At 46.6% G+C, this 25,704-nt stretch carries 19 protein-coding genes and 1 pseudogene; 6 read left to right on the forward strand and 14 right to left on the reverse strand.

Going from position 1 to position 25,704, the window contains the following annotated elements:
* Nucleotides 1–2 precede the first annotated feature (2 nt).
* From NDK19_RS02630 to NDK19_RS02650, 5 genes are all read right to left on the reverse strand, one after another.
* Complete coding sequence (locus NDK19_RS02630; RefSeq protein WP_250630283.1) at nucleotides 3–2,084, reverse strand: tetratricopeptide repeat protein; 2,082 nt, start codon at nucleotides 2,082–2,084, stop codon at nucleotides 3–5.
* Between the two features lie 225 nt (nucleotides 2,085–2,309).
* Nucleotides 2,310–2,735 carry a Fur family transcriptional regulator gene (locus NDK19_RS02635; RefSeq protein ID WP_250630284.1) on the reverse strand — a complete coding sequence of 142 codons (426 nt, stop codon included), beginning with the start codon at nucleotides 2,733–2,735 and terminating at the stop codon, nucleotides 2,310–2,312.
* 43 nt (nucleotides 2,736–2,778) lie between these two features.
* Nucleotides 2,779–3,483, reverse strand: a complete 705-nt coding sequence (locus NDK19_RS02640; RefSeq protein ID WP_250630285.1) for a DUF1003 domain-containing protein — start codon at nucleotides 3,481–3,483, stop codon at nucleotides 2,779–2,781.
* 80 nt (nucleotides 3,484–3,563) lie between these two features.
* Nucleotides 3,564–6,299 (reverse strand): valine--tRNA ligase, encoded by a 2,736-nt coding sequence (locus tag NDK19_RS02645; protein ID WP_250630286.1) that lies wholly within the window; start codon nucleotides 6,297–6,299, stop codon nucleotides 3,564–3,566.
* A gap of 77 nt (nucleotides 6,300–6,376) precedes the next feature.
* Nucleotides 6,377–7,894 carry an FAD-binding domain-containing protein gene (locus tag NDK19_RS02650; protein ID WP_250630287.1) on the reverse strand — a complete coding sequence of 506 codons (1,518 nt, stop codon included), beginning with the start codon at nucleotides 7,892–7,894 and terminating at the stop codon, nucleotides 6,377–6,379.
* 350 nt (nucleotides 7,895–8,244) lie between these two features.
* Between NDK19_RS02650 and mnmE the strand changes: the two genes are divergently transcribed.
* The gene (mnmE, locus tag NDK19_RS02655) at nucleotides 8,245–9,612 is read left to right on the forward strand and encodes a tRNA uridine-5-carboxymethylaminomethyl(34) synthesis GTPase MnmE (protein ID WP_250630288.1); all 1,368 of its coding nucleotides are present in this window, start codon (nucleotides 8,245–8,247) and stop codon (nucleotides 9,610–9,612) included.
* A gap of 73 nt (nucleotides 9,613–9,685) precedes the next feature.
* Here the strand turns inward: mnmE and NDK19_RS02660 are convergent, their stop codons facing one another.
* The 6 genes from NDK19_RS02660 to NDK19_RS02685 form a co-directional block, all read right to left on the reverse strand.
* Nucleotides 9,686–10,255: a Uma2 family endonuclease gene (locus NDK19_RS02660; protein ID WP_250630289.1), complete on the reverse strand. Its 570-nt coding sequence runs from the start codon at nucleotides 10,253–10,255 to the stop codon at nucleotides 9,686–9,688.
* A gap of 497 nt (nucleotides 10,256–10,752) precedes the next feature.
* Complete coding sequence (locus tag NDK19_RS02665; protein WP_250630290.1) at nucleotides 10,753–11,310, reverse strand: hypothetical protein; 558 nt, start codon at nucleotides 11,308–11,310, stop codon at nucleotides 10,753–10,755.
* Entirely contained in the window at nucleotides 11,253–11,633 is a 381-nt protein-coding gene (locus NDK19_RS02670; protein ID WP_250630291.1) for a hypothetical protein, read from the reverse strand. The genes NDK19_RS02665 and NDK19_RS02670 overlap by 58 nt, the downstream gene beginning before the upstream one ends.
* The gene (locus NDK19_RS02675) at nucleotides 11,612–11,971 is read right to left on the reverse strand and encodes a caspase family protein (protein ID WP_250630292.1); all 360 of its coding nucleotides are present in this window, start codon (nucleotides 11,969–11,971) and stop codon (nucleotides 11,612–11,614) included. Before NDK19_RS02675 ends, NDK19_RS02670 begins: the two co-directional genes overlap by 22 nt.
* Before the next feature lie 133 nt (nucleotides 11,972–12,104).
* Nucleotides 12,105–12,254, reverse strand: a complete 150-nt coding sequence (locus NDK19_RS02680; RefSeq protein WP_250630293.1) for a hypothetical protein — start codon at nucleotides 12,252–12,254, stop codon at nucleotides 12,105–12,107.
* A gap of 109 nt (nucleotides 12,255–12,363) precedes the next feature.
* Nucleotides 12,364–13,548: a phosphoglycerate kinase gene (locus NDK19_RS02685; RefSeq protein WP_250630294.1), complete on the reverse strand. Its 1,185-nt coding sequence runs from the start codon at nucleotides 13,546–13,548 to the stop codon at nucleotides 12,364–12,366.
* Between the two features lie 82 nt (nucleotides 13,549–13,630).
* Here NDK19_RS02685 and NDK19_RS02690 point away from each other — a divergent pair, with 82 nt between their 5' ends.
* Together NDK19_RS02690 and NDK19_RS16990 are read left to right on the forward strand one after the other, a co-directional pair.
* Complete coding sequence (locus NDK19_RS02690; protein WP_250630295.1) at nucleotides 13,631–14,896, forward strand: DUF819 family protein; 1,266 nt, start codon at nucleotides 13,631–13,633, stop codon at nucleotides 14,894–14,896.
* Between the two features lie 806 nt (nucleotides 14,897–15,702).
* Nucleotides 15,703–16,201, forward strand: a pseudogene (locus NDK19_RS16990) (transposase family protein).
* A 331-nt stretch (nucleotides 16,202–16,532) separates the two neighbouring features.
* Here the strand turns inward: NDK19_RS16990 and NDK19_RS02700 are convergent.
* Nucleotides 16,533–17,531: a glycosyltransferase family 9 protein gene (locus NDK19_RS02700; RefSeq protein WP_250630296.1), complete on the reverse strand. Its 999-nt coding sequence runs from the start codon at nucleotides 17,529–17,531 to the stop codon at nucleotides 16,533–16,535.
* Between the two features lie 9 nt (nucleotides 17,532–17,540).
* Nucleotides 17,541–18,455 carry a hypothetical protein gene (locus tag NDK19_RS02705; protein WP_250630297.1) on the reverse strand — a complete coding sequence of 305 codons (915 nt, stop codon included), beginning with the start codon at nucleotides 18,453–18,455 and terminating at the stop codon, nucleotides 17,541–17,543.
* A 100-nt stretch (nucleotides 18,456–18,555) separates the two neighbouring features.
* Between NDK19_RS02705 and NDK19_RS02710 the strand changes: the two genes are divergently transcribed.
* A complete protein-coding gene (locus NDK19_RS02710) occupies nucleotides 18,556–19,251 on the forward strand; it encodes a C40 family peptidase (protein ID WP_250630298.1) in 696 nt (231 codons plus the stop codon).
* Nucleotides 19,252–19,845 carry an LOG family protein gene (locus NDK19_RS02715; RefSeq protein WP_317207148.1) on the forward strand — a complete coding sequence of 198 codons (594 nt, stop codon included), beginning with the start codon at nucleotides 19,252–19,254 and terminating at the stop codon, nucleotides 19,843–19,845.
* A gap of 138 nt (nucleotides 19,846–19,983) precedes the next feature.
* Here NDK19_RS02715 and clpB read toward each other — a convergent pair whose 3' ends face one another.
* On the reverse strand, nucleotides 19,984–22,596 hold the full coding sequence (gene clpB / locus NDK19_RS02720; RefSeq protein ID WP_250630299.1) for an ATP-dependent chaperone ClpB: 2,613 nt from the start codon (nucleotides 22,594–22,596) through the stop codon (nucleotides 19,984–19,986).
* A 282-nt stretch (nucleotides 22,597–22,878) separates the two neighbouring features.
* Here clpB and NDK19_RS02725 point away from each other — a divergent pair, with 282 nt between their 5' ends.
* Entirely contained in the window at nucleotides 22,879–25,695 is a 2,817-nt protein-coding gene (locus NDK19_RS02725) for a TonB-dependent receptor (protein ID WP_250630300.1), read from the forward strand.
* Nucleotides 25,696–25,704 lie beyond the last annotated feature (9 nt).

Raw genomic sequence — 25,704 nt, forward strand, 5'->3', positions numbered from 1 at the left:
CGCTAATTAACGGGAATAAAGAAGAAATCACCTTCGGGGTCGCCGCTGCTGTGAGGGAAATCACCACTGTGCGGTTGAGGCGTCAAATTCTGAACTGCACGGCGAATATCGTTGATGGTTAGCAGGCCGTTGCTGTATTTGCCTCTGCTACGGAGCGCCTCTAACAATTTGGCCGCAAAAGGTGAATGAGCTCCCGGAAGTCCGTCCGATACATATTCCTTACCACCCGAAGTCAGGTATTTGCGGGTTTTGAGCAGGTATTTGCGTGCTACCATTTCGCGGATGGACAGACTTAATTCGGCAGCACCGCGATTGCGGGCAATCGCCGGCGAGAATGTGCCGCTGAAACAAGCATCCATTACCAGAAATACATGGTGGCTGTTCGAGCGCTCAAGCGTATTGCGGATGAAGTCGTGCGATATCCAGCTTGAACCGTCTATCTCCATGTGCGCAGGTAGTCCATCATAAGGAATGATAAAGCCTTTTTCCAAATATGGAATGAAAAAGCCGTGGGCTGCTATGAATATGAACAATTGGTCATTGTACTGATAGTTGCGGCTTGCCCATTCGATTATTTTACGCTCAATTTCGGCCTTACTGCGCGGGTTGATTAACAAATCCACTTCAAAATTATACACATTTCTCAACTCTTGTGCAATGGCGTATACATCGCGTACGGGATTGTTCAGTTTGTCCCAATGCACATATTGGTCAATACCAATCAGCAGTGCATAATTTTTTCCTATCAGGTTTTTGGTTTCATTTTTTTCAGTTGTCGCAATTGGGATATCTATCTTGGGGACTTGGGAAACACGGGCAATATATTTGTAAGTCTTTTTGGTCTCGTTGTTACAAGCATCTTTGGTAACAAAGTAAATAGTGTTTTCACCCTCATTAACCGGTATGGTGGCCGAGAATTGAAAACGCTGACCGGTTGCATCGTTGGGTATTAGCTTAGCTATGGTGCTATTTAGCTGCACCTCCCTAACGCCACTGATATCTTCAACAGTGCCTACTACGGTAATTTTAGCATCGGCTGCGCTAACCACTCCCAAACCACGACTGTTGGCTTCGGCAAGCAATGGGCTGATAATTGTTACAGTCGGGCCTTGCCGGTCATCTTTGGCAATAGAGGTTTGTTTGCGGATATCTAAAGTTGCCAAATTTTCTTTGGCGGGTGAATAGGGGTCAATATTAACTGCCTGTCGGAAATCTCTTTCGGCTTCACTAAATAAACCCATTTCCATTTTTGCCAAGCCTCTCAAATTGAGTGTCCAAGCATCTCGGGGCACAATTGATAAAGATTGGTCAAAATCCTGAATAGCCTCATTGTACTTCTTCAGGCTGACACGTACGGCTCCGCGTTTATCAAATGCCGATTTGAGGTCTTCTTTGTAATACTTAATAATATGATTAAGTTTTTCTTCTGCTTCGGCATAGCGGCCTTCTTCTGTGAGGCTTTGCGCTTCGCTCAGTAGTTTTTTAACAGGCGAACCTCCCATATCGGATGTGTTCGGCTTGGCAATTTGCTGCTGGCCTGTGGGGCGGTTAATATTCGTCGGTGCGTTGTTGGCAATGTTGGTTGATTGTTGAGAGTAAGACGGCCAATCAGTTGCAGAATTGTTGAGGATTTCCTGTGTGGCAGCCATTTCTGCATATGTGTTGGCACGCTCATAGAATCCCATGCTTCTGTAACATTCACTGATACCTTTCAGCGATTCCACTTTATCCGACTCTTTCTCAAAACATCGGATAGCATCTTCATATTTGCTGAGCTTCTGATACGCAAGCCCCATGTGATAATAAACATCAGTAAATGAGGGATTTATTTTCAAAACTTCCTTGAAATCGGAGAGAGCGTTAGCATATTGTCTTCTGTTAAGGAAGCATATCCCTCTGTTAAACAGCACTTTTGGAATGCGGATGCCCGGTTGCAGGTAACGATTGTAGTAAGTAATCGCTGTTTCGTAGTCCTTTTTAAAAAAAGCATCGTTGGCTTTGTTCAAGTCGGCAAGGTTTTGAGCCGTTGCCCTGCTTGCAATAATACATAAGATTATTGCCAAGGTAAGAATGTAACGCTTCATAGGGGTAAATTAGTTTTGTTTGTTATGAAAACAAGAATCAATAGTACTTTTCTAATAGTGAAAATAATGCCAATTTATGCAAAGCTATCATTTGGTCAAAATTCAAATGAAAGTTGTAAAATTTTAGTTATTTAGCAATGTATACAACAGAACTCTACAATTTCTGCAAGTTCTTGGAAATCAATTAAAAAATAAATAATCGGGAAGTTTTTTAGTATTGGTAGCTTATGCTTTGTTAAGGCAATTCTTACAAATCCCTTGCGCCAACCACTCAAAACTTTCTGCATGAAAACCTGCGGGAAGTGCAGGTTCGGGTAGGGAAATGTGCAAACAGTAGGTGTGTTCGCACTGCTTACAGAAGAAATGCAGATGGCTGTCGCTGTGTTGGTGGTGTGTGCAACTTTCGGGACACAATGCGAAGCGCATAATACCTTTTTCATCGGGGACTTTATGCACAAGTCCCTGTTCTTCAAACGATTTGAGTGTGCGGTAAATAGTTACGCGGTCAAACTCATCAGGCAGAAAATTTTCCACATCTGCATGGGAGAGAGCATAGCCTTTATCAAAGAACAATGCCAGCATGGCCTCCCTGATTCTGGTTTTGCGAACGCCTTTCTGCTCCAACAGATTCCTGATGTGTTCCGTATGCATTTTTACTGATTTTACACAAAGATACGCAGAATTGAGGAAGTCTTTATCTGGTATGCTTGTCCGATATTTTATCCAAAATTTGCCCCAACATTTCTATTTGTTCCTGCTGGATGGCAAGCAGATGCTGTTGCTGTTTCATCATCAGGTGGTCAATTTTTTCATGTAACATCCTGATTTCCACTTCTGCTTTCAGGTTAATCATGTAGTCTTTGCGCGAGCGGTCGCGGTCTTTTTCATCCTGCCTGTTTTGACTCATCATGATGATAGGCGCTTGAATAGCCGCAAGGCATGAGAGCAGCAAGTTGAGCAAGATAAATGGGTAAGGGTCAAAACCCGGGCGGAGCAGGTAAACATTAACTGCAATCCAGCACAGAATAAAAATGCCGAAAGCGATAATAAAAGTCCAACTGCCTCCAAACTCTGCTACGCGGTCGGCCAGTTGCTGCCCAAGGGTAAGGGGCGCATCCGCATTTTCTTCCAACTTATCCGATAGCAGGGTTTGGTCGCGGAGCGATTCCAGCACGGTACGACTCAATTCATCCAACTCGCCTATTTGCTGTTGCATGGTTTGGGCGAGAAATTCAGAGCGAAATGTATTCAACTCTGTGATGGACAAACTGCTCTGTTCGGTAAAGTCGGGGTAGATTTTTCTGATAAATTCCAGCAAAGGGGCTTTAATGGAATTGCCGTACACCCGTTCCACATCGGGAAACTCTCTGCCTGAAATGTCGCTCCGGAAGGTATTCATAATTGGTGATAAAAAACCGCCAATAAAGATAAGTGCTTTATCGGCGGTTGAAAGTTATGTAAAATGAATGAAGAAAATTTCTATCGCAAGGCTGCTATGGCTGCTTGCAAGGCTGCTATTTTGGCTTTTGCATCGGCTTGTTTGCGGCGTTCGTTTTCCACTACTTCGGGCTTGGCATTGGCTACAAAGCGTTCGTTGGAAAGTTTCTTTTCCACCGAATCCAAAAAGCCCTGCTGATAGGCTAACTCTGCCTCCAACTTTTTGATTTCCTCTTCGGCATTGACCGATTGCGACAAGGTTACGAAGCACTCGTCGCCTTTGACTACAAAACGGGCAGCATTCTCAGCAGTTGTATCGCCGTAGGTCAGGCTTTCCAAATTTGCCAATTTAATTATCAAACCTTCAAATTTGGCATAGCGTTGCGGTTGAGCGGTTTTGATTGCCAGCGGCAATTTTTCTTTGGGCGAAAGTCCTTTGCTGTTGCGCAGGCTGCGTACTTGCTGGATAATTTCAAAGGCAATTTCCGCTTCGCCAAGCAACGCAGTTTGTGCCTCGCTGATGGCTTGTACGGTAGGATAAGGCGCAACAATCAAAAAGTCTTTTCCTGTGCGTTCGCGCAGCCCGTGCCAAATTTCTTCGGTGATGAACGGCATGAAAGGATGCAGCAACTTCATCAAGGTTTCAAAGAAATTGACAGTTGCGGCAAAGCTCGCGGCATCTATCGGCTGTCCGTATTCAGGCTTCACCATTTCTAAATACCAAGCGCAGAAGTCGTCCCAAATCAGTTTGTAAACGGCTTGCAGGGCATCGGAAATGCGGTATTTTTCGTAATGGTCTTCTATTTCGGCAATAGCACTTTGCAATTTGGCCTCAAACCAGTCAATCGCGGTTTGGTTGGTGGTTGGCATGGCAAGGTTGGCATCTTGCTCCCAGCCCTTCACCAAACGGAAAGCATTCCAAATTTTATTGGCAAAGTTGCGGCCTTGTTCGCAAAGTTTTTCATCAAACGGTAGGTCGTTGCCCGCGGGCGAACTGAACAGCATCCCTACGCGCACGCCGTCGGCACTGTACTTGTCCATCAGTTCCAGAGGGTCAGGGCTGTTGCCCAACGACTTGGACATTTTGCGCCCCAACTTATCGCGCACAATACCCGTCAGATAAACATTTTGGAAGGGCTTTTCTTTGCGGTAATAGTAGCCCGAAATAATCATGCGGGCAACCCAGAAAAACAGAATTTCGGGTGCGGTTACAAGGTCAGTAGTGGGGTAGTAGTATTTAATATCCTCATTGTCAGGGTCTAACAAGCCGTCAAACACTGAAATCGGCCACAAGCCCGAAGAGAACCACGTGTCTAATACGTCTTCGTCTTGGCGAATATCAGCAACAGTGGCAGGGCGCGGCACTTTGAGGCTGTTCATGCTGTTGTAGGCATCGGCTTTTTGCTGCAACTCCTGCAAGGCTTCTTCGGCGGTGAGGCAAACGGCAATGAGCGAATCGTGCGCGGTGCTGTCGTAATCCACTCCGTTGATGTACCACGCCGGGATGCGCTGCCCCCACCACAGCTGGCGGCTGATGCACCAATCACGCACGTTTTCCATCCAATGGCGGTAGGTGTTTTTGAACTTGGCAGGGTAAAAACGGATGTTGTCGTTCATCACGTTTTCCAGCGCAGGCTCGCAGAGTTCTTTCATGCGCACAAACCACTGCACGGAAAGGCGCGGCTCTACCACCGCATCGGTGCGCTCCGAATAGCCGATGTTTGCCACGTAGTTTTCGTCCACGCGGTCTAACTGCCCGATTTCTTCCAGATGCGTCGCAATGATTTTACGCAATTTGAAGCGGTCAATTTTATCGTATTGCTGCACCAACTGACGCTCTGCCTCATTGTTAAAAACATTGGCATTGAAAGTACCGTCGGCATTGAGCGTATCAATCACGGGCAGGTTGTGGCGCAGCCCGATTTCGTAGTCGTTGATGTCGTGCGCAGGGGTTACTTTAAGGCAGCCCGTACCGAACTCAATATCTACGTAGTCATCGATAATCACGGGCACGGGGCGGTTCACCACCGGCACGATGATTTGTTTGCCGTGCAGGTGCAAGTAACGCTCGTCTTTGGGGTTTACGGCAATGGCTACGTCGCCCATGATGGTTTCGGGGCGTTGGGTGGCTACTACGATGTACTCATCGCTGCCTGCTACTTGGTAGCGCACATAGTAGAGTTTGGATTTGGTTTCCTTGCGAATCACCTCATCATCTGCCAGTGCGGTTCTGCCTTGTGGGTCCCAATTGACCATGCGCAGCCCGCGATAGATATAGCCCGCTTTGTACCAGTCCAGAAAAACTTTCAATACTTGGTCGGAAAGTTTGGGCTCCATCGTAAAGCGTGTGCGCTCCCAATCGCAGCTTGCGCCCAATTTTTTCAACTGTTCCAGAATGATGCCGCCGTATTTTTCCTTCCATTCCCACGCATATTTGAGGAACTCCTCGCGGCTCAGGTCGCGCTTGTTGATGCCTTTTTCTTCTTTGAGCATCTTGACAACCTTTGCTTCGGTGGCGATAGAGGCGTGGTCAGTGCCGGGCACCCAGCAAGCCTCGTAGCCGCGCATCCGCGCACGGCGCACCAAAATATCTTGAATCGTATTGTTGAGCATGTGCCCCATGTGCAGCACCCCCGTTACGTTGGGCGGCGGAATAACTACGGTGTAGGGCTTTTTATTAGGGTTAGGCGTGGAACGGAAAAAACCTTCCTGCATCCAGCAGGCATACCACTTATCTTCGGTCTCTTTGGGGTTGTACGTTTTGGCAATAGACGACATACGGAAAAGTCAAAAATGAGTGGCAAAGATAGTGTCTTGCAGGGACTTTTGCTGTGGTGTAGCTGTAAAAGCCAATACTACCCCTGCTTTCGCATTGGTGCTGCAAGTGCTTCCACATGCCTGATTTCTATTTTCGGATTGCTTAATTTTTTGACAATGCGCTCGTTTTCTGCTTGTACTTCCGGGTCTTGCTCCATGGCTTTTTGCCAAAGCCGCGCCTGTCTTGCCGCTTCTTCGTGATTGACCAACGGAAAAGGATAGTCTGCCCCGATGCGGCACTTGTAGAATTGTTGCTCCATCGGTGTCATTTTCCATGGCTCGTGGATGAGCGGTGCGGGCACGTGCCAGAGTTCGGGCACCCATTTGCGGATGAAGTCGCCTTGCGGGTCGTGGTCGTAGGACTGTTTGACGGGGTGGTAAATCCGCAGGAAGTGATGCCCCACCGCAAAACTCTGCATCTGGAACTGCGGGTAGTGGATACCCGGCTCAAAATCAAGGAATTGCCGTGCCAGATGTACCGCGCCCGGTCGCCAATCTTGCCCCAAGGTATGCGTGAGCACCGATACCAGCATGGCACGCATCCGAAAGTTGAGGAAGCCTGTAGCCACCACAGCACGCATACAGGCATCTACCAGCGGGAAGCCTGTCATGCCGTTTTTCCATGCTTCTATGTATGCAGGAACGACAGTTTTGGCAAATTTTTCATGCGCACGGTTGATGTATTCGGTTTCCATGCGACACTCCATCTCAAATTTCTGGATGTAATGACAGTGCCACCAGAGCCGCGACTGAAAATTGCGCATTTGCAGCGGCATAATGCCTGCTTGTTCTTGTTGCCTTGCCAATTGATATACCTGCCTGATACTCAGCGCACCAAAGGCAAGATAGGGCGACAATCGGCTGCAACTGCGGCGGCTCAACTCGGGCTTGGACATGTGGCGGTTGTAGTTTTGCGCCCGCTCACTGAAAAAACTGTTAGCATAGCGCCATGCGTTGGTTTCGCCGCCCGGTTGAAAATTTTTATCATCTTTCAAAACAGCAGCGGGCAGCGGCAGTATGCGGCATTTTGGTTGCCACTCATCGGGCAAGACAAGCGGATGCAATGCCTGTAAATTAACCTTGTCCTGCGGGGCATCCATGCGGCGTTGCCATTCTGCTACCCAGCCGTGCCGTGTGCGCAGCCCGCGGATGGTGCCGTTGCAGGGGAACTCTTGCCATGTAATGCCTTTGCTTTGACAAAATTTTTTAACGGCTTTATCTCTTGCGAAAGTGATTTGCAGGTTGCTTTCTTCGTAGGAGTACAGAAAACGGATATCTAAAATATTGGCTAATTGTTCAAATACTTCTACTGTTTCTCCATAAAAAATATACAATGGAATGCGAAAGGGTGCTAACTGCTGCTGCAAATCGTCTAAACACTGCCTGACGAAGCGCCAATGACGCGGGTCGCTTTCGGGGCAGTTCATATAGAAAGGTTCAAAGCAAAAACAGAGTAGGGTAGGCAGCCCCGTAGCAATGGCTGCCCGCAACGGTGCATGGTCGCGCAGCCGCAAATCCCGTTTGAACCATACTATCTGGCAGGCTGTCCGTTGCAAAGTTTTCTCTTGTTTTTTATACACAAACCTGAGAGGCCTTAGAGCCTTTCAGGTTTTTAAATACTTGTTTTTCAATAATTTATACAAAAAATTTTTCGCAAACTACCTGCGATTCTGTATAGCGTAATTGTGATGGTGCGCTCATACACCAAGGCATATGCTGTATTTCACCTGTTTGTTTTTTTACAACTAACAGACAGGGGTTAGGGTTTGCAAGCAATATATGGTTTTGCGATTTATCATTGAACCGAAAATTTGAACCGGCGAACTTTACATTTTAGCAGAAGTATGCCGACAATAAGGGCAGCAAGTCAATTCTAACGCTTAATTTGCAACTTATTTATTAACCGATGCTCAACGATACCATAATAGCATTAGCAACACCGCAAGGAGTGGGCGCAATCGCGGTCATCCGCCTTTCGGGACAGGATGCGATTACCGTTACCGACCGATTTTTCCAAAAGGCAGGTAAAAGTAAAATGCCATTGACTGCACAAAAAACACATACTGTCCACTTTGGTAATATCGTTGCTGCCGATGGCGAAATTATTGACGAAGTAGTGGCAACACTTTTCGTAGCCCCTCATTCTTTTACCAAAGAAAACGTGGTGGAAATTTCCTGCCACGGTTCGCCTTTTATTGTGGAGCGCATCATTAGGCTTTTTTTGGAAGCAGGGGTACGCCTTGCCAAACCCGGGGAGTTTACGCAGCGGGCATTCCTCAACGGGCGCTTTGACTTGGCACAAGCCGAGGCGGTAGCCGACCTCATCGCTGCCGATACCGAATCGGCGCGACGCAGCGCCTTGCACCAAATGCGTGGCGGATTTTCTAACGAAATTAAAAAACTACGCGAAGAGTTGATAAATTTTGCATCGCTGATAGAGTTAGAGTTAGACTTCGGTGAAGAAGATGTAGAATTTGCCGACAGAAAGCAATTGACCGATTTGGTACAAAAAATTATTGCATTTTTAGAGCGTTTGATGCAATCTTTTTCGCTGGGCAATGTACTTAAAAACGGCGTACCGACCGTTATTGCAGGCAAACCCAATGCGGGCAAATCCACGCTGCTCAATGCCTTGCTCAACGAAGAAAAAGCCATTGTTAGCGAGATTCCGGGCACTACGCGTGATTTTATTGAAGATACCCTTGTGATTGAGGGCATTAATTTCCGATTCATTGACACTGCGGGACTGCGGCAAACCGATGACCGCATAGAGGCAATCGGGGTGGCGCGCACCCGCGAAAAAATGGCACAAGCCGCGCTCATCATCTATCTGTTTGACCTGTTGGAAACGTCGGTCAGCGAAGTAGAGGAAGCTGAAAAAGAATTGCAACAATTGGGCAAACCTTATTTGCTGGTGGGCAATAAAGTGGACAGAACCGTTCCCGATTTGGCACATCATCCGCATATTATCCGCATTTCGGCGGCAGAGCGCATCGGGTTGGATGAGCTGAAAGCCGCCCTGTTGGAGGCTGTCAATGCCCGCCCCGTTGCCGTGGGTGAAACCGTTGTTACCAACCTGCGCCACTACGAAGCCCTTAGCAACGCTCGCCGCGCCCTTACCGACGTACTGCACGGTTTGCAAAGCCACGTTACCGCCGACTTTGTGGCAATGGACATCCGCCACGCTCTGCGCGCCTTAGGCGAAATTACGGGCGAGATTACAACCGAAGATTTGCTGGGGAATATTTTCAGTAAGTTTTGTATCGGTAAATAAATTTTGCAAAAAATAGAGTTTAGGCACTGATTCGGCAATCCTGCGTTATGCAGAAGGGCAGGGGAACAGTTAATTACTCAACATTTTTGCGGTAAATATCTGCAAGGGCAATCAGGCAATCGCCGATTTGCACCTGTGCGCTGATGTCGGTTTCCGTGTGCATCAGCCAATCGTTCGTATCGGTGCGGGTATAGGTTACTACCTCTGTTTGGGTGCTGTCCACCAATACGTATTGTTTGAGTGAAGCAAGTTTGAGGTAGCACTTCAGCTTGTCCGTGCGGTCGTAAACGGCAGTACTTTCCGAGAGCACCTCTATGACAATATGCGGATTGAGCAACACGTCCAAACCTTTTTGCGGCAAATTTTCCAGCACGACCTTATCGCATACCACCGTGATGTCGGCATAGACGTACTTATCGCACTGGGGCAATTTGATGAGCAAATCGCTTGGATAGACTTGGCATTTTTTGCCTTTCAAGCAAGCATACAACTCACCTAAAATATTACTCACAATTCGGTTGTGAGGTTCTTGCGCGCCTGCCATTGCCACAGTTTGCCCTGCGTGGTATTCGCTTTTGAAGTCGGCTTGGGCTTCTTGGGCTAAGTAGGCTTCGGGTGAGATTGGGGCTGTTTGTATTTCCATTGCTGCCAAGTTGTTCAAGCGAATATACGAAAATTTGCCGACGGGTAAGAGCAATTACGGTGTCAATATCTGTAAAGCATTACCTGCGGAATGTAGCGAAAATCGGCATGATTATAAGAATGGCTGCGATTGTTCTCATGGCATATTGCATTGATACAAATTTATCCCAAAGCACAAAAAGCAAAATTTTTATCGCTTTTGGCAAGGCACGTTTTCCCACAAACGGTATTAAACGCAAGTTTGCGATAGAATCTTGAAAAAATTAAATTTGATTCGTTATTGTAATTGTAGGGACAACGCATGCGCGTTGCACGTCGCTTGTCCCTACGCATATACCCACATCAGAAAAATACAATTCAAAGGCGTGAATTTTTGCGCTAATGCTTCATTTTGATTTTTCTGATGTATAATGTTTTGATTATCAGATAATTAGCAAATAATTCGCGTTAAGTATGTTGATTGTCCAGCTGTTAGCGAATAGTTCGCTTTAAAAGAACTTAATGGCTGACAAATGCTTTGTGGTAGTATAAAATCACATGTTCAGCCGCATGGGAGATTATGCCACGCAAATCGAGTGGTTCTGTAAATCTTTCCCGGTTAATGGCATCTTCGCTGCGCATTTGGTTCATTCGTTCTTTGGGAATAAAGGTGGCAGAACGGCTGACATGGTCGTAAAGAATTTCCAAATAGGATTGCTTGTAAAAAATCCATCCTTTATCTCCTTGCATAGTATAAGGCACCTGAACCCGCGTATATTCATCGGTATTTTCCATGATTCTAATCTCTGAAAGATATACCATATTGAAGCCTTCGTCTGTTTTGCGGCTGATGATTAAATGGAAAGTCGGTATGGCAATATTTTTGGCAGGATAGAATTTGTACATAAACTCCATGGCCTCATGGTTGCAAAAATCGGTAAAAGACGAATCGCGTTGCCAGACGCTCATTTTTTGACTGTCAAAAAGTTGCTCATACTTAACAGCCTTAATGCTGTCGGCTATGCGTTGTTTTTCAACTCTGTCAATGCTGTCGCGCGTCTTTTTTTCGAGTGCCAAACGTATGGCTTCTGCTTTTGCTTCCTCTTTTGCTTTTTGGATACTGTCGGCAATTCTTTTTTGTTCGGCTTCTTTGAATAGTTTTTGTGCTGTGGCAATGCTGTCGGCGCGCTTTTTTCTAGGGCTTTACGCATTTCCGCCTCTTTGGCTGCTTGCTGTGCCAATACAATTTTTTCTTTAAGGGTTTTTATTTTACTGAGGTTTGGCCCATTTTGCTCTGCAATGGTAATTTGTGCAAAAGCTGTTTCCATATCGCCCTTTTTGTAAGCTTTTTCAGCCGCTTCATAGGCTGCTAATGCTTTCACAGGGTCAGGGGTATCCAATAGCCAATGTTGGTTCGGGTATTCAGATAGCCGTGCCCGGAAAAATAAATAACCAGATTGTCCCCTTTTTCTAACTTATTGGCAAAGTATTCAAACTTGTCAAAAATATTTTTCCTTGTGGCGGCCTCATCAAAAAGCGTAACAATGTTTTCCGGCTCAAAGTGATAATTAGCAGTCAGTACGTCAATCAGGTCGCGTGCATCTTTCACGGCATTGGTCAGTTGGCGAAAGTGCACATATTTATTAACGCCAACCACAAAAAGATAGTTTTTGCCCTTTTGGCTAAAAGAAAATAGGTTGGGTTTTTCTTGCCTGTATCTCCCTCTCGTTTCCGGCATAGTAGTAAGTAGTCGGGTTTGTCGTAGTTTACTTGCAATATTATAAAAAAACTTGATGTAAACTCAAATAAATGATGTTCAATGCAGGCGGATTTAGAATTTCCTGCTTTGCGTTGCCGGATTACAGTTGTTCTTACTGTTGTTGCTTTGTTCGGAGAACGTAGCTTGCCGTTAGTGCGGCAATGGCAATTGCAAGATAAATCAGCCCCTCGGTTGAAATGCCCCCGCTCAGGCTGTAAATGGCACTTACCAGTAATAACATGCCTGCAATAAATGCCAACATAGCAAAAAAGTTTTTGTTCATCATGGGAATAAATAAGTTGAATTTGAAAAAAATATCGTTGGTAGTTGTAACGCCGCCAACGATATTTGTGTATTGTCAAAGAAAATGCTTAGCCGAGTGCTTTCACTCCCGGCAATACTTTGCCCTCTATGAGCTCGAGCAGTGCGCCGCCGCCTGTTGAAACATAGGACACATCGTTGCTATAGCCTAATTGGTTGATGGCTGCCGCTGAATCTCCGCCACCGATGAGCGAGTAAGCTCCGTTTTTAGTGGCTGCTACTACCGCTTCGGCAATTTCAATGGTTCCGCGGGCAAAGTTGCTGAACTCAAAAACGCCCATAGGGCCATTCCAGAGGATGGTTTTAGAGTTCTGAATGATTGCGGCGTACTCGGCGCGTGCTTGGGGGCCGATGTCCAGCGCCATCCATCCCGGTGCAATCTCCATGCTGTTCACTAAATGTTCGGTAGCATCGTTGCTGAAAGAGTCGCCAACGACACTATCTACGGGTAGGAGCAGTTTTACGCCCTTTTCTTTGGCTTTTTTTACCAAATCCAGTGCTACGTGTAATTTATCATCCTCACAAAGCGAATTACCGATTTCGCCGCCTGCCGCTTTGAAGAATGTGTAGGCCATTGCACCGCCAATCAGCAGATTATCTACTTTGCCTAACAGTTGTTCAATAATGAGAATTTTATCGGAAATTTTTGCGCCGCCCATAATAGCCGTGAAAGGCCTTTCGGGATTGTTCATTATTTTTTCGGCATTCTCTAATTCTGCCTGCATCAGATAGCCGCAGATTTTGTCAGTGAAAAATTGTGCGACAATGGTAGTAGAGGCATGTGCGCGATGTGCCGTTCCAAAAGCATCGTTTACGTAAACATTGCCCAGTTTGGAAAGTTTTTCGGCAAAATTGACGTCGCCTTTTTCTTCTTCTTTGTAGAACCGCAAATTTTCTAATAATAAAACTTCGCCGCCGCGCAGGTTTGCAGCCTTGCTGAATGCCTGCTCTCCGATACAGTCATCGGCAAAATGCACGGGGGCTTCGAGCAATTCGCTCAGCCTGCCAACGATGTGTTTCAGCGAATATCTTTCTTCGGGGCCTCCCTTGGGTCTTCCCAAGTGCGACATCAGGATGGCACTGCCCCAGTCGTTCAATATTTTTTTAATGGTAGGAACGGCCGCTCTGATGCGCGTATCGTCAGTAATTTGAAAATCATCGTCTAAGGGCACATTAAAATCAACGCGTACGAGCGCTTTTTTGCCCGCGAAAGAGAATTCATTGAGATACCTCATAAAAAAGTTAGGTTTAGTTTTTTTCCGTTTTGACTTCGTAAACTTAGCCAATTTATTGTTTTTTGCAGCAAAACGCAGAAAAATGAAAACACCTTTGATTACAAATGATGCCGTTGTGCTGGGATTGCTCCTCTCGGTGCTGGCTTTGGTTTTTTATACTTCAAGCCAAAAAACGCCTTTTTGGACGAAGTTTTACGGCATCGTGCCAAGCCTGTTGTTGTGTTATTTCATCCCTTCGTTGTTCAATACTTTCGGGCTGATTTCGGGCGAGGCATCAGGATTGTATAAAGTGGCTTCCCGTTATTTTTTGCCTACTGCGCTTATCTTGCTGACTATCAGCATGGATTTCCCCGCTATTGTCAGGCTTGGGCCTAAAGCACTCATCGTTTTTTTGGCCGGCACGCTGGGTATAGTCATCGGCGGGCCGATTGCCTTGCTGGCTATTGCGGCAATAGACCCCTCTGTTTTGCAAACAAGCGGCGGCGATGAAACATGGCGCGGTATGGCTACCATTGCGGGTAGTTGGATAGGCGGCAGTGCCAATCAAACTGCCATGAAAGAAGTATTTGGCGCAAGTGATAAACTTTTTTCAACGATGATTGCCGTTGATGTCATTGTGGCAAATATATGGACGGCCTGCCTGCTCTACGGCGCAGCCCGTTCGCAAAAGGTGGATGCCCTGCTCAAAGCCGATGCTTCGGTAATTGAAGAAACGAAAAATCGCATTGAGGCCTATCGGGCAAGCATTATGCAAATTCCTGCGCTGCGCGATACAATGAATATTATGGCCGTAGGCTTTGGCGGTACTGCCGTTGCGCACCTGCTCGCCGATTGGATTGTGCCTGCCTTAGACACACAAAAAGAGTTTTTGGAATCCATTTACCTCAGTTCGGTTATTTCAGCCTTTTTTTGGATTGTGCTGATTGCCACCACCATAGGTTTGCTACTGTCTTTCTGGCAGCCTGCCCGCCGGTTGGAAGGGGTAGGAGCATCGCGGATTGGCAGCGCCTTTGTGTATTTGCTGGTGGCTACTATCGGTATGCAAATGGATGTGCTGGCGATTTTTGACAATCCGATATTGTTTTTGGGAGGCGTTATCTGGATGTTGAGCCACGTAGGCATTACGCTGCTGGTAGCATGGCTGATTAAAGCACCCTTTTTCTTTGTGGCAGTGGGCAGTCAGGCCAATGTGGGCGGTGCGGCTTCTGCGCCCATTGTTGCCTCCGCTTTCCATCCTGTCCTTGCGCCCGTTGGAGTGCTGCTTTCCGTATTAGGCTATGCCTTAGGCACTTACGGTGGATGGTTGTGCGGCGTAAGTATGCAGATTATATTTGAATGGATGAAATGATTGTAGGATTTTGTGCGTTTGTAGAAACTCGGGTAAAGGTGGTAAAACCGTAGGTTTGCCATCTTTACAGGTCTGATAAAATCCACTTTCGCAAAACGCTGTTAGACGTTTTATATTTCTGCCGTTGTGTATGGTAAGACTTATGAAAAAAACTATGCTTTTGTAATTGCATAAGTCCTAATATTCCTTACACACGATAAGTGGTTGCTTATAAGCAACGTGTAACGAGATACAAACAACAGCAAAGGATGTACTACTCTGCTTACTTACAAGCTGCAACTTCTATTAACAAATATTTAACATTAGAAATTTGGAAATATAAGGGGGGGTATTTACTTGCAGATGTAAATTTTAGACCTTTTGTGTATTGATTATCAGCGAATTGATTAATTTTGTGTAGTGATTTTATCAAATGTAGATACAATATGGCCAGTATTTTCTACAATCTCAACAATGATAAAAAATGCAGAGCTGCTACGGGCTTAACTCTTGAACAATTTAATGCCTTGGCAGACGTTTTCAACCAATACTACAAGCCCAAATTAGGTCATCAGTATTCCAAACCTCCTGTTTTGACCAATTCCAAAGAGGCACTTTTCTTTGTCTTGCATTATTTGAAAGCCTATCCTACATTGGAAAATATGGCTTTATATTTTAACGTGGATATCCGTACGGTTTCTGATTATTTGAAAATAACTAAAAAATCTTTAAAAGCAGCCTTAAAAGCACAAGATGTTTTTGTCAATAAGGTATTTAAAAATCAATCAGATTTTGATAAGGCCTTTGAAGGCGTGGAAGATTTGATAATGGATTGTACGGAAATACCGATACAACGACCTGATAATCAGGAGGAACAGCGGGGATATTACTCAGGAAAAAAAACGACATACAGTAAAAATGTTGATGATTAGTGATAGTAAAAAGCGAATTTTATATGTAGGTAAATTATGGACAGGCAGCGTACATGATATAACCATTTTTAAAGATGAATTTTCATGGATTAATTTCAGAGGCAAACGGACACATGTAGATTTAGGATTTCAGGGTATGGAAAGTATCATATATAACGCACGGGTTGTAAAACCCCATAAAAAGCCTAAAGGGAAGTTGTCAGGTGATTTTGAAAGAAGCATCAACAAAATATTTTCAAGTTTTAGGGTAAGAGTAGAAAATGCTTTGGCAGGTTGTAAACACTTTTTCATTAACCAAATTAAGAGTCGTATGAAGTGTAGAGAACAAATATTAGAAAATTTTCAGCTAAGTGCAGGTTTATATAATTACAAATTAAAATTTTCAATCAATTGATTTTCAGTTTCTTAGCTTCCAAAAAGTCTAATATAGTCTATTGTAAAATGCAAGCTCATTCAACTTTACAACAGGTATATTTGTACTCTTTACAGTACCGTCAGCAAACTGTGCAACAACCAACACGCCGAAAATGAGAATCTTCGCATTGACAACTTGTGGGATGTGCGATAGAAACAATGGCTGCACTGATGGGACTGTAGCGATGCGTAAAAAACCTGCACGATTGAGGCCGATGAGTCAATATAAACGCAGTTACACAACCCCGCCGCCAGTTCGTGGTAGAGCGTAATAACTTGTCGCAGTTGCATGTTGAGTTCGGGCTGTTGGCTCAACTGCTTAATGTCCGGCCGATGATGTCGTCCGTTGAAATACTCATTGCGCAGCGGAAATGTCCTTGGGGGCAGGCTTTGTACCCGTGCAAACCGCAAGGGCGGCAGTCTAATGGTTCGGCGGTTTCTATCACCGATTGTTTGTCGGAAAGAGGCCCGTAGCCAAAGGCCGGCACGGTAGAGCAGTAAATGGCACACACGGGCGCATTAACGGCAGAGGCCAAGTGCATAGGTGCAGAGTCATTGACGTAGTTCATCACAGCACTTTCCATTAGTGCCGCAGAGGCCAGCAGGCCGAGTTTACCTGCCAAATTTTGCAGATTGGGACGCGCTGCCTGTTGCACAATCTGCTCGCAGAGTGCCGCATCTTCCTTGCCGCCCAACAGCAGCACATGCAGATGGGCAGGCAGTTTATCAATCAGTTCTACCCACTTTTCCAAAGGAAACTGCTTGGTAAACCATACCGAGGCCGGAGCTATACAGACGTAGGGGTGTTGCTGAAATGCCGCCGCCTGTTCGTAATGCTTAGGCAGCGGATATAGACGTGGTTTGGCCGGTACATTGTCGGTTAAAGTACTGATTAACTGTTGATTGCGCACTGTTTCGTGCGTGCCGTCGCCAATGCGGTGCGGATAGCGACGGGTAAAAAACACACTCAACGGGTTTTTGTCAAAACCGATGGTTTGTTTGGCTCCTGAAAGTACGGTAAACAGCCCCGAAGCCGCAAAGCGCTGCACATTGACCACATATGCGTACTGTTGTTGCCTGAGCTCGCCGATGAGCCGCCACATGTTGCGGTATTTATCCTGCTGCTTATCCCATACCCACAGGCGGCGAATGTGGGGGTGTTTTTCCAAAAGGCTTTCATTTCCTTTGCGCAAAAGGAAATCAATTTCCATAGTATTCTGATACTGTTGGCAGATTTTTTCTATCAGTGCCGTTGCAAGAATAACATCACCTATGAAAGCGGTTTGTATAATGAGCAGGCGTTGAGGCATTGCAGGGGCTTATTTTTGGGCGCGAAAGTAATCATTAGCCGCCAATGGCAGCGGTAGAAAGATATTTTCTTCGCGGTCATAAATCAGGTAGCGATATATTTTTTGCACAGCAGTTTGTGTTTCCGCAAACCGAATATCATTGTAGCGGTCTTGGTTAATATCCTGTAAATCAAAGTATTGTTTGCTTTTGCGTGTCATTTCGGGCACGTTTTGGGCGGTCAGCGCAACCGATTGTCGCAGAGGAAGATATTGGATAACATCGTCATGTGCGGCGGTAGTTATAAAAATCGCCTGTGGAACGTACACATCTTTTGCAGTGTTCTGCATGGCTACCCAAAGTTTGTATTCCTGATGTTGGGGATGAATCCCAAAGTAGTGCATTGTTTTATTGGGGCAGGCGGTCAGTTTGAGGCTTAACAAAGGGGATATTCTGCTGAGAAAGTAGCTTTTCTCACGGCTATTCATAGGAGTTGGCAGTGCGGGTTTTGAATTGCCCGAACGGATAAACTGCATGGGTTTGCTGCCTTCGGAAAGTTTGCCGCGAAATTGTCCCACTGCAATGCTGTCTTGTGTAAAAATTTGAATATCAAATACTTGACTGCTATCAGCCCAGCCTTCCGCCCAAATCACTTCGCCTTTTTCGTGTAAAAAACCATTGCCCGTAGCATAAATTTTGTCATGGACAGGCACGAGCAACAAGCGAATAAACAACGAATCGCCTGTCGGATAAGCCACTTTGAGATATTGTACGGGTTCATCGCGCACTTCGGAAAGCCACGGGCTACTTATCAGATAGTCTTCCGCAACGGCTACTTCATTTGTCAGGGCGGCTGTTTCGGTATCGGTTGAAGAACTTTGGCAGGCCAATGTGCCGAGCAGCGTCAATAACAGCGGGGCAAGTCTTTGCAAACTCATTTTTTTCATGTGCTTAAAAATGCTAAATTAAGTGCCGGTTAGTTTGCTGTTTCCAAGCGAAAGTTAGCAAACTTGCCCCGATTTCCCCGTTTTAACCGATGAACTAAACATGAACATACCGGGTATTACCTTTTTGAAGGACAGCAAGGGCAATCTGTGGGGTGCACAGATTGATATTGCCATGCATCAACAACAGTTTGAGCGATTTTTTGACCGACTAATCGCAGCCCGCAATACGCAAGGCATCCAATTTTTGAAAGACAGCAAAGGCAATGTTACTATCTGTCAGGTAGATTTACGTATCCATCAGCAGGTTTTTGATGATTTTTTCAACGCTTTGATAGAAGCCAATCAGCCGATAAAACCTCAACCGCCTGTGGCTACTCCTGCCAATTCGCAGCGCAGCGAGATGATTAACCGCATGTTGGCACATGCCCGCACGCTGATAGGCACGCCCTACCGAAGTGGCGGAACAACGCGTGAAACAGGCTTGGATTGCTCGGGGTTTACCCAGTTGGTTTTTCAGGAGGCAAATATGCCCGTGAAATTGGGGCGTTCTTCGCGCGACCAAATTTTGCAGGGTACTTCCGTGAGTGTAGACCAATTGCAGCCCGGCGATTTGGTGTTTTTTGCCACCACCGACCACGACCCTAACCGCATTTCGCACGTAGGCATTGTTACGAAGGGCGGAACGCAGCAGGAAGCCATGTTTATTCATGCCAGCACCTCGCGCGGTGTAATTGAGCAACCTATTTTTACGGATTATTTCAGGCCGCGTTATCGCGGTGCAAGACGTGTCGTTTAAATGAGCAAGATGAAATCTATTTGTGTGTATTGTGGTGCAAACAGCGGTGTAAACCCTGTCTATATAGAAACAGCTACTGCCGTAGGTAGTTTTATTGCAAACCATCATATGCGTTTGGTCTATGGAGGAGGCAGAGTAGGCATGATGGGAGCCGTTGCCGATGAAGTGCTGCGATGCGGCGGTAAGGTAACAGGCATTATTCCCGATTTTTTGCTTAGCGCCGAGGTCGGGCATACCAAACTGAATGAGTTGGTGGTGGTAAAAAGTATGCACGAGCGCAAAACCAAAATGTTTGAAATATCGGATGGATTTTTGGCGCTGCCCGGCGGTATGGGCACTTTTGAAGAGTTGTGCGAAATTCTCACATGGGCACAATTGGGCTTGCATCAGAAGCCTATTGGTGTGCTGAATGTGAACGGGTATTATGACAAATTGCTCGATTTTTTGGATTATGCCGTTCAGCAGGGGTTCTACAAGCCCGAATATCGCGCCATGTTGTTGCACGATTCCGATATGGAAAGCCTCTATCAAAAAATGTTGGCTTACAGCCCTTCCGGCGTACAAAAAATTATGAAGGACAGAAGCAAAATTTAGTTACGCTTTTCGCCTGCGCGAGGTTTGTGGCGGCGTTGTCTGACGATTGAGTATTATTTTTCCCACCCCGACAGTCGGGGGTAAGTACTTGCAAACTTACCCCCGAAAGCGAAAGGACGGTTGGGTGCAGGAACCGCGCTATTCCAATTCAACTTCGGTAATATTGACAAATCGCAACTGATTGCCGTCAAGCTCGATGAGCACAGGGTTGTCTTTGGTTACTTTGCCTGCCAAAATTTCCTTACTCAGCTCGTTCAGCAGATAGCGCTGCATGGTGCGTTTCAGCGGCCTTGCGCCAAACTGCGGGTCGTAACCGATGTTGGCTAAATAGTCCAAAGCCTCGCGGGTTGCGTCTATCTCTATGCCATTCTCCTTCATGCGCTGCTGAATTTGACGGAACTGGATGTCCGTAATTTTGCGCATTTGCTGGCGAGTCAGTGGCTGGAACATAATCACCTCGTCTATGCGGTTCAGGAACTCGGGGCGAATAGTTGATTTGAGCAACTGGAACACCTCTGCCTTGGCGCGTTCGGTTACTTCCTCCGCATTGAACTCGTTGAGCTCCTCAAAGCGCTCGCGGATGATATCCGAACCTGTGTTGCTGGTCATGATGATGATGGTGTTTTTGAAGTTTGCCACGCGACCTTTATTATCGGTCAGGCGACCATCGTCAAGTACCTGCAACAAAATATTGAACACATCGGGGTGCGCTTTTTCTATCTCGTCCAACAGGATAACGCTGTACGGTTTGCGGCGCACGGCTTCGGTGAGCTGTCCGCCTTCATCATAGCCCACATATCCGGGAGGCGCACCGATGAGTCGGCTCACGCTGTGGCGTTCCTGATATTCGCTCATGTCTATGCGCACCATTGCGTTCTCGTCGTTGAAGAGGTATTCGGCCAGTGCTTTGGCAAGCTCGGTTTTACCCACGCCTGTTGTTCCCAAGAAAATGAAAGAACCTATCGGCCGCTTGGGGTCTTGCAAACCTGCACGGCTGCGACGCACGGCATCGGCCACGGCGCGAATGGCTTCTTCCTGTCCGGCTACGCGCTTGCCAAGTTCTTCTTCCAGATGCAGCAGTTTTTCCCGCTCGCTTTGCAGCATTTTGCTTACCGGAATACCTGTCCATTTAGCAACTACTTCGGCAATTTGCTCGGCTGTTACTACGTCTTTTAGCAGCGACTTGTCTTTGGAAAGTTCTGCCATTTGTTGCTGCAAGGCGGCTAATTTTTTCTGAGCCTCGGGAATTAAGCCGTAGCTCAACTCGGCCGCCCGTCCGTAGTCGCCGTCGCGCTGTGCCTGCTTAACTTCGTTTTCGTAGGCTTCAATCTTCTCTTTTTCCTGTTGTATGGCCGTGATGATGTCTTTTTCCATCTGCCAACGGCTGCGCATGGAGTTGCGCTTGCTTTCCAACTCGGCTATCTCGGCAGTGAGTACCTTTTCTTTTTCGGTATCTTTCTCGCGGCGGATGGCTTCGCGCTCAATTTCCAACTGCATGATTTTGCGCTGCACCTCGTCCAACTCTTCGGGCAAAGAGTCAATCTGGATTCGCAAACGCGCTGCCGCTTCGTCCATCAGGTCAATGGCCTTGTCGGGCAGGAATCGGTCGGAAATGTAGCGGTCGCTCAGTTGTACGGCTGCAATAATGGCATCGTCTTTAATTTGTACGCCGTGGTGCAGCTCGTACTTTTCCTTGATACCGCGCAAGATGGAAATAGCATCTTCGGGCGAAGGTTCATCTACCATAACCGCCTGAAAACGACGCTCTAAGGCCTTGTCTTTCTCAATGTATTTCTGGTATTCTTTGAGCGTAGTTGCACCGATGGCGTGCAGTTCGCCGCGCGCCAATGCAGGTTTTAACAGGTTGGCCGCATCCATTGCGCCTTCACCGCCACCGCCCGCACCTACGAGCGTGTGGATTTCGTCAATGAACAGAATGATGCTGCCTTCGCTGTCAATCACTTCTTTGATAACCGATTTGAGGCGCTCTTCAAACTCGCCTTTATACTTCGCACCGGCAACTAACAAGCCCATGTCCAAAGAGGCGATTGTTACCGATTTCAGGTTTTCGGGAACGTCGCCGTTTACGATTCGCTGTGCTAAGCCCTCCACAATGGCAGTTTTACCAACACCGGGTTCACCCAACAAAATAGGGTTGTTTTTGGTGCGGCGGCTGAGGATTTGCAGCACGCGGCGAACTTCCTCATCGCGCCCGATGACGGGGTCAATTTTGCCCTGCCTTGCCAGCTCGGTGAGGTTTTTAGAATAACGCGCCAGCGACTGATATTTGGCTTCGGCGTTTTGGTCAGAAACGGTGCTTCCTCCGCGCATTTCTTTGATGGCTGCCATGAGGTCTTTCTCCACAAAACCCGCGTCTTTCATCAGTGCGGCAACTTTGTCTTTGCCACCCAGCAAGCCTATTAATATGTGCTCAATAGCTACATAAGAGTCCTTAAAGGTGGTTAGCGCACGCTCGGCGCGTTGCAGTGCGGCGGCGGCATCGTTGGAAAGATACGGCTGCTGCCCCGTGGACTTGGGGTAGCCGTTGATATATTCTTCTAACTTGCTTTCTAAAAGCGCGCGATTGATGCCTAATTTTTTGTAAAAAAACTGTGTGATGTTTTCATCGGACAGCAGTACCGCTTTCAACAAATGACCCGTTTCAACAATTTGCTGTTGTTTACCGGATGCAATTTCGGAAGCCTTTTGAACGGCCTCTTGTGCTTTGATGGTGTATTGGTTGAAGTTCATTGTACGATTTGTGTTGTTTGCCTCGCTAATTTGAAAAAATCTATTCACAAATCAGCAAACTATGCCCCAAATCATTTTTTACTGCCTTTTTGTCTGTAAAAAATACAAAATTACCACCTTTTGCTTAAAAAAGCTGCCATTTTGACATATTTAACCTTGCGTTAAAGCAGGGTTGCGCTTCTTACACACAAACATAACATTGCCTACACACTGAGGTAAAAGCCCGCCAATAGCTTTGTGGCATCAAAAAAATAACCTCGTTTATCATTTTCACTAATGTGTATGTTGTGTAGAAAATTACTTTTCGTTCTGTCGCTTGTTCTGTTTTCGGGACAACTTTTAGCCCAGCAATTGGGAACGATTAAAGGTACGGTAAAAGATGCCGCAACAAAAGAAGCCATTATCGGTGCCAACATTGTCATTGACGGAACGGCAACCGGAAGTTCAACCGACTTAGACGGTAACTTCTCCATCAAAATAGCTCCTGGTAGTTACAACCTGAAAATCAGCTACGTTTCTTATAAGCCTTTGCTGGTGGAAAATGTGGTGGTAGAAGTTGGTAAAGTAGCGCTTATTAATGCCTTTATTGAGGAAGACTCCCGCGCTTTGAGCGAGGTAGTCGTTACGGCGGAGAAACAAACCAACACCGTAGTGGCATTGGTGAATGAAATCAAATTTGCCGAAAACGTAATGGTGGGCATTTCAGGCGACCAGATTCAACGCACGCAAGACCGCGATGCCGGACAGGTGGTGCGCCGCATTGCAGGTGTTTCGGTAGTTGATGACCGCTTTATCGTAGTTCGCGGCTTGGGCGCACGCTACAATACCGTAATGCTGAACGACATCCTCACGCCAAGCTCCGAGGTAGATGTAAAATCTTTTTCTTTTGATTTGATTCCAAGCGGTGTAATTGACCGCATCACCATTTCTAAGGCAGGTGCAGCCGATATGGCAGGTGAATTTGCCGGCGGTGTTATCAAAATTTACACCCGCAACGACCCCGAAGAAAATAAAACTTCCTTCTCTCTTTCTACGGGTATCCGCGCAAATACCACTTTTCAAAGCGTTAAACGCTATCAGGGCAGCAATACCGATTGGTTGGGCTTTGACGGCGGTTTGCGCCAATTGCCTGCTGACTTCCCTAACCGCAATACGTTTGTGAATGCTCCTATGAGCCAGCGCACAGCACTTGCAAACGAGTTGCCTAACATATGGCTTGCCCAGCCGTATAACGTCAGCCCCGATTTACGCATGAATTTCAATACGACTCGTGCGTTTGATACCAAAAAAGGCTGGAAAATCGGCAACCTGACAGGTATTAGCTACAGCAATACGCATCAGTACGCTTTGGTGCAGCAAGACCGCTTTATTTTCAACGGTGCTACGCAAACCAACGATTTGCCCGAAGCTACTTACAAAGACGATTTGTATTCTAACAACGTGCGTTTGGGCATTATTCACAACTGGACACTCCGCCTGAACGACCGCAATAAAATAGAGTTCCGCAATTTGTTCAACCAAATGGGAACTTCTGAAACCACCATCCGCGATGGCAGAGATTTCGGTATCGGTTTGGATTTCCGCAACTACGCTTACCGCTACGAACAGCGCAGTATCTATTCCGGTCAGTTTAGCGGCAAGCATACACTGAACGAGAACTCGAGCCTGAACTGGACGGCAGGTTTCAACTACACCAACCGCCGCGAGCCGGACTTGCGCCGATTCCGCACCCGCCGCGCCGATGGTACCGAAAATTTTGAAGTAATTGAAGCTCCTACCGGCGGTGCACTGTTTGAAAATGCACGTTTTTACTCCAATTTGAACGAAATTGGTGCTACCGGTGCGGTTAATTACGAGCGCAAAATCAAATTGGGCAAAGACGAAAGCCTGATTACTAAGCTGCGTGCCGGTGCTTATGTAGAACAGAAATCACGCACATTTGAGGCGCGTTGGTTCTCCTATGTGCGAGCCAGCGGATTGTTTGACCGCTCCGTACTGACACAACCTTTTGACCGCATTTTTGCCCCTGAAAACGTAAATGGCACTACCGGCTGGACGTTTGTAGAAGGCACCAAACCAAGCGATACTTACGATGCGCAGAATACGCTTGCTGCCTTCTATGTTTCAGCGGCCATCCCCGTAACGAAGAAATTTAATGCAACCATTGGCCTGCGCGGTGAATATAACCGCCAACAGTTGCAAACACGCGGCATTGGTGGCAACCGCATCAACGTGGATAACCCGATTCTGAGCCCGCTGCCTTCATTGAACCTTACGTATGACATCACGGAAAAAATGTTAGTGCGTGCGGCCTATTCTGCCACAATTAACCGCCCCGAATTCAGAGAGTTAGCCCCGTTCCTTTACTATGACTTTACCAACGACTTTAACTTTATCGGTAATCCCGGTCTGAAAATTTCAACCGTACAAAACATTGATTTACGTTGGGAGTTGTATCCTTCTGAAACAGAGCAGATTTCCGTAGGTGCGTTCTACAAGAGCTTTAAGAATCCGATTGAAATTGCGGCAGAAGTTACAGGCGGTGGCTCTACCCGTACTTACAGTTTCAAAAACGCAGACGCTGCCACTAACTTCGGCATTGAGGCAGAAGTGCGCAAGTCGCTCTACAACCTGAGCAGCAGCAAGTTCATTCAGGATTTGACACTTGTGATGAATGCCGCACTTGTGAAAAGCGATGTGCGCTTTTCAGGAGATGTAGCACTTACGCAGGAAGACCGCCCGCTGGCTTTCCAGTCGCCCTACCTGTTCAATATGGGCGTTTTCTACAACAACGAGGAAAGCCGCACCCAAGTGAATATGCTTTACAATGTAATTGGCCCGCGCATCAATATTGTGGGTAACATCCAACAATTCCCAAGCATCTATGAAATGCCGCGCAACGTGATTGACCTTTCTGTTACGCAGGGCATCGGCGAACATCTGGAAATCAAAGTCGGTGTACAGGATTTGCTGAATGCGCCTATCCGTTTCTTGGAAGACACCAATCGGGATGGCAAAGCGGTGAAAGGTGCGGACTTGAACTTCATGAATTTCCGTCGTGGACAATACTTCACGCTCGGCTTGACCTATAAATTTTAAACCGTTTTC

The organism is Rhodoflexus caldus, assembly GCF_021206925.1.
Classification (GTDB): domain Bacteria; phylum Bacteroidota; class Bacteroidia; order Cytophagales; family Thermoflexibacteraceae; genus Rhodoflexus; species Rhodoflexus caldus.

What these genes read in the sequence shown, in the direction of transcription:
- NDK19_RS02630 (WP_250630283.1), bottom strand. Translation starts at nt 2,084, where the DNA reads ATGAAGCGTTACATTCTTACCTTGGCAATAATCTTATGTATTATTGCA.
- NDK19_RS02635 (WP_250630284.1), bottom strand. Translation starts at nt 2,735, where the DNA reads ATGCATACGGAACACATCAGGAATCTGTTGGAGCAGAAAGGCGTTCGC.
- NDK19_RS02640 (WP_250630285.1), bottom strand. Translation starts at nt 3,483, where the DNA reads ATGAATACCTTCCGGAGCGACATTTCAGGCAGAGAGTTTCCCGATGTG.
- NDK19_RS02645 (WP_250630286.1), bottom strand. Translation starts at nt 6,299, where the DNA reads ATGTCGTCTATTGCCAAAACGTACAACCCCAAAGAGACCGAAGATAAG.
- mnmE (WP_250630288.1), top strand. Translation starts at nt 8,245, where the DNA reads ATGCTCAACGATACCATAATAGCATTAGCAACACCGCAAGGAGTGGGC.
- NDK19_RS02660 (WP_250630289.1), bottom strand. Translation starts at nt 10,255, where the DNA reads ATGGAAATACAAACAGCCCCAATCTCACCCGAAGCCTACTTAGCCCAA.
- NDK19_RS02675 (WP_250630292.1), bottom strand. Translation starts at nt 11,971, where the DNA reads ATGCCGGAAACGAGAGGGAGATACAGGCAAGAAAAACCCAACCTATTT.
- NDK19_RS02680 (WP_250630293.1), bottom strand. Translation starts at nt 12,254, where the DNA reads ATGTTGGCATTTATTGCAGGCATGTTATTACTGGTAAGTGCCATTTAC.
- NDK19_RS02685 (WP_250630294.1), bottom strand. Translation starts at nt 13,548, where the DNA reads ATGAGGTATCTCAATGAATTCTCTTTCGCGGGCAAAAAAGCGCTCGTA.
- NDK19_RS02690 (WP_250630295.1), top strand. Translation starts at nt 13,631, where the DNA reads ATGAAAACACCTTTGATTACAAATGATGCCGTTGTGCTGGGATTGCTC.
- NDK19_RS02700 (WP_250630296.1), bottom strand. Translation starts at nt 17,531, where the DNA reads ATGCCTCAACGCCTGCTCATTATACAAACCGCTTTCATAGGTGATGTT.
- NDK19_RS02705 (WP_250630297.1), bottom strand. Translation starts at nt 18,455, where the DNA reads ATGAAAAAAATGAGTTTGCAAAGACTTGCCCCGCTGTTATTGACGCTG.
- NDK19_RS02710 (WP_250630298.1), top strand. Translation starts at nt 18,556, where the DNA reads ATGAACATACCGGGTATTACCTTTTTGAAGGACAGCAAGGGCAATCTG.
- NDK19_RS02715 (WP_317207148.1), top strand. Translation starts at nt 19,252, where the DNA reads ATGAGCAAGATGAAATCTATTTGTGTGTATTGTGGTGCAAACAGCGGT.
- clpB (WP_250630299.1), bottom strand. Translation starts at nt 22,596, where the DNA reads ATGAACTTCAACCAATACACCATCAAAGCACAAGAGGCCGTTCAAAAG.
- NDK19_RS02725 (WP_250630300.1), top strand. Translation starts at nt 22,879, where the DNA reads ATGTTGTGTAGAAAATTACTTTTCGTTCTGTCGCTTGTTCTGTTTTCG.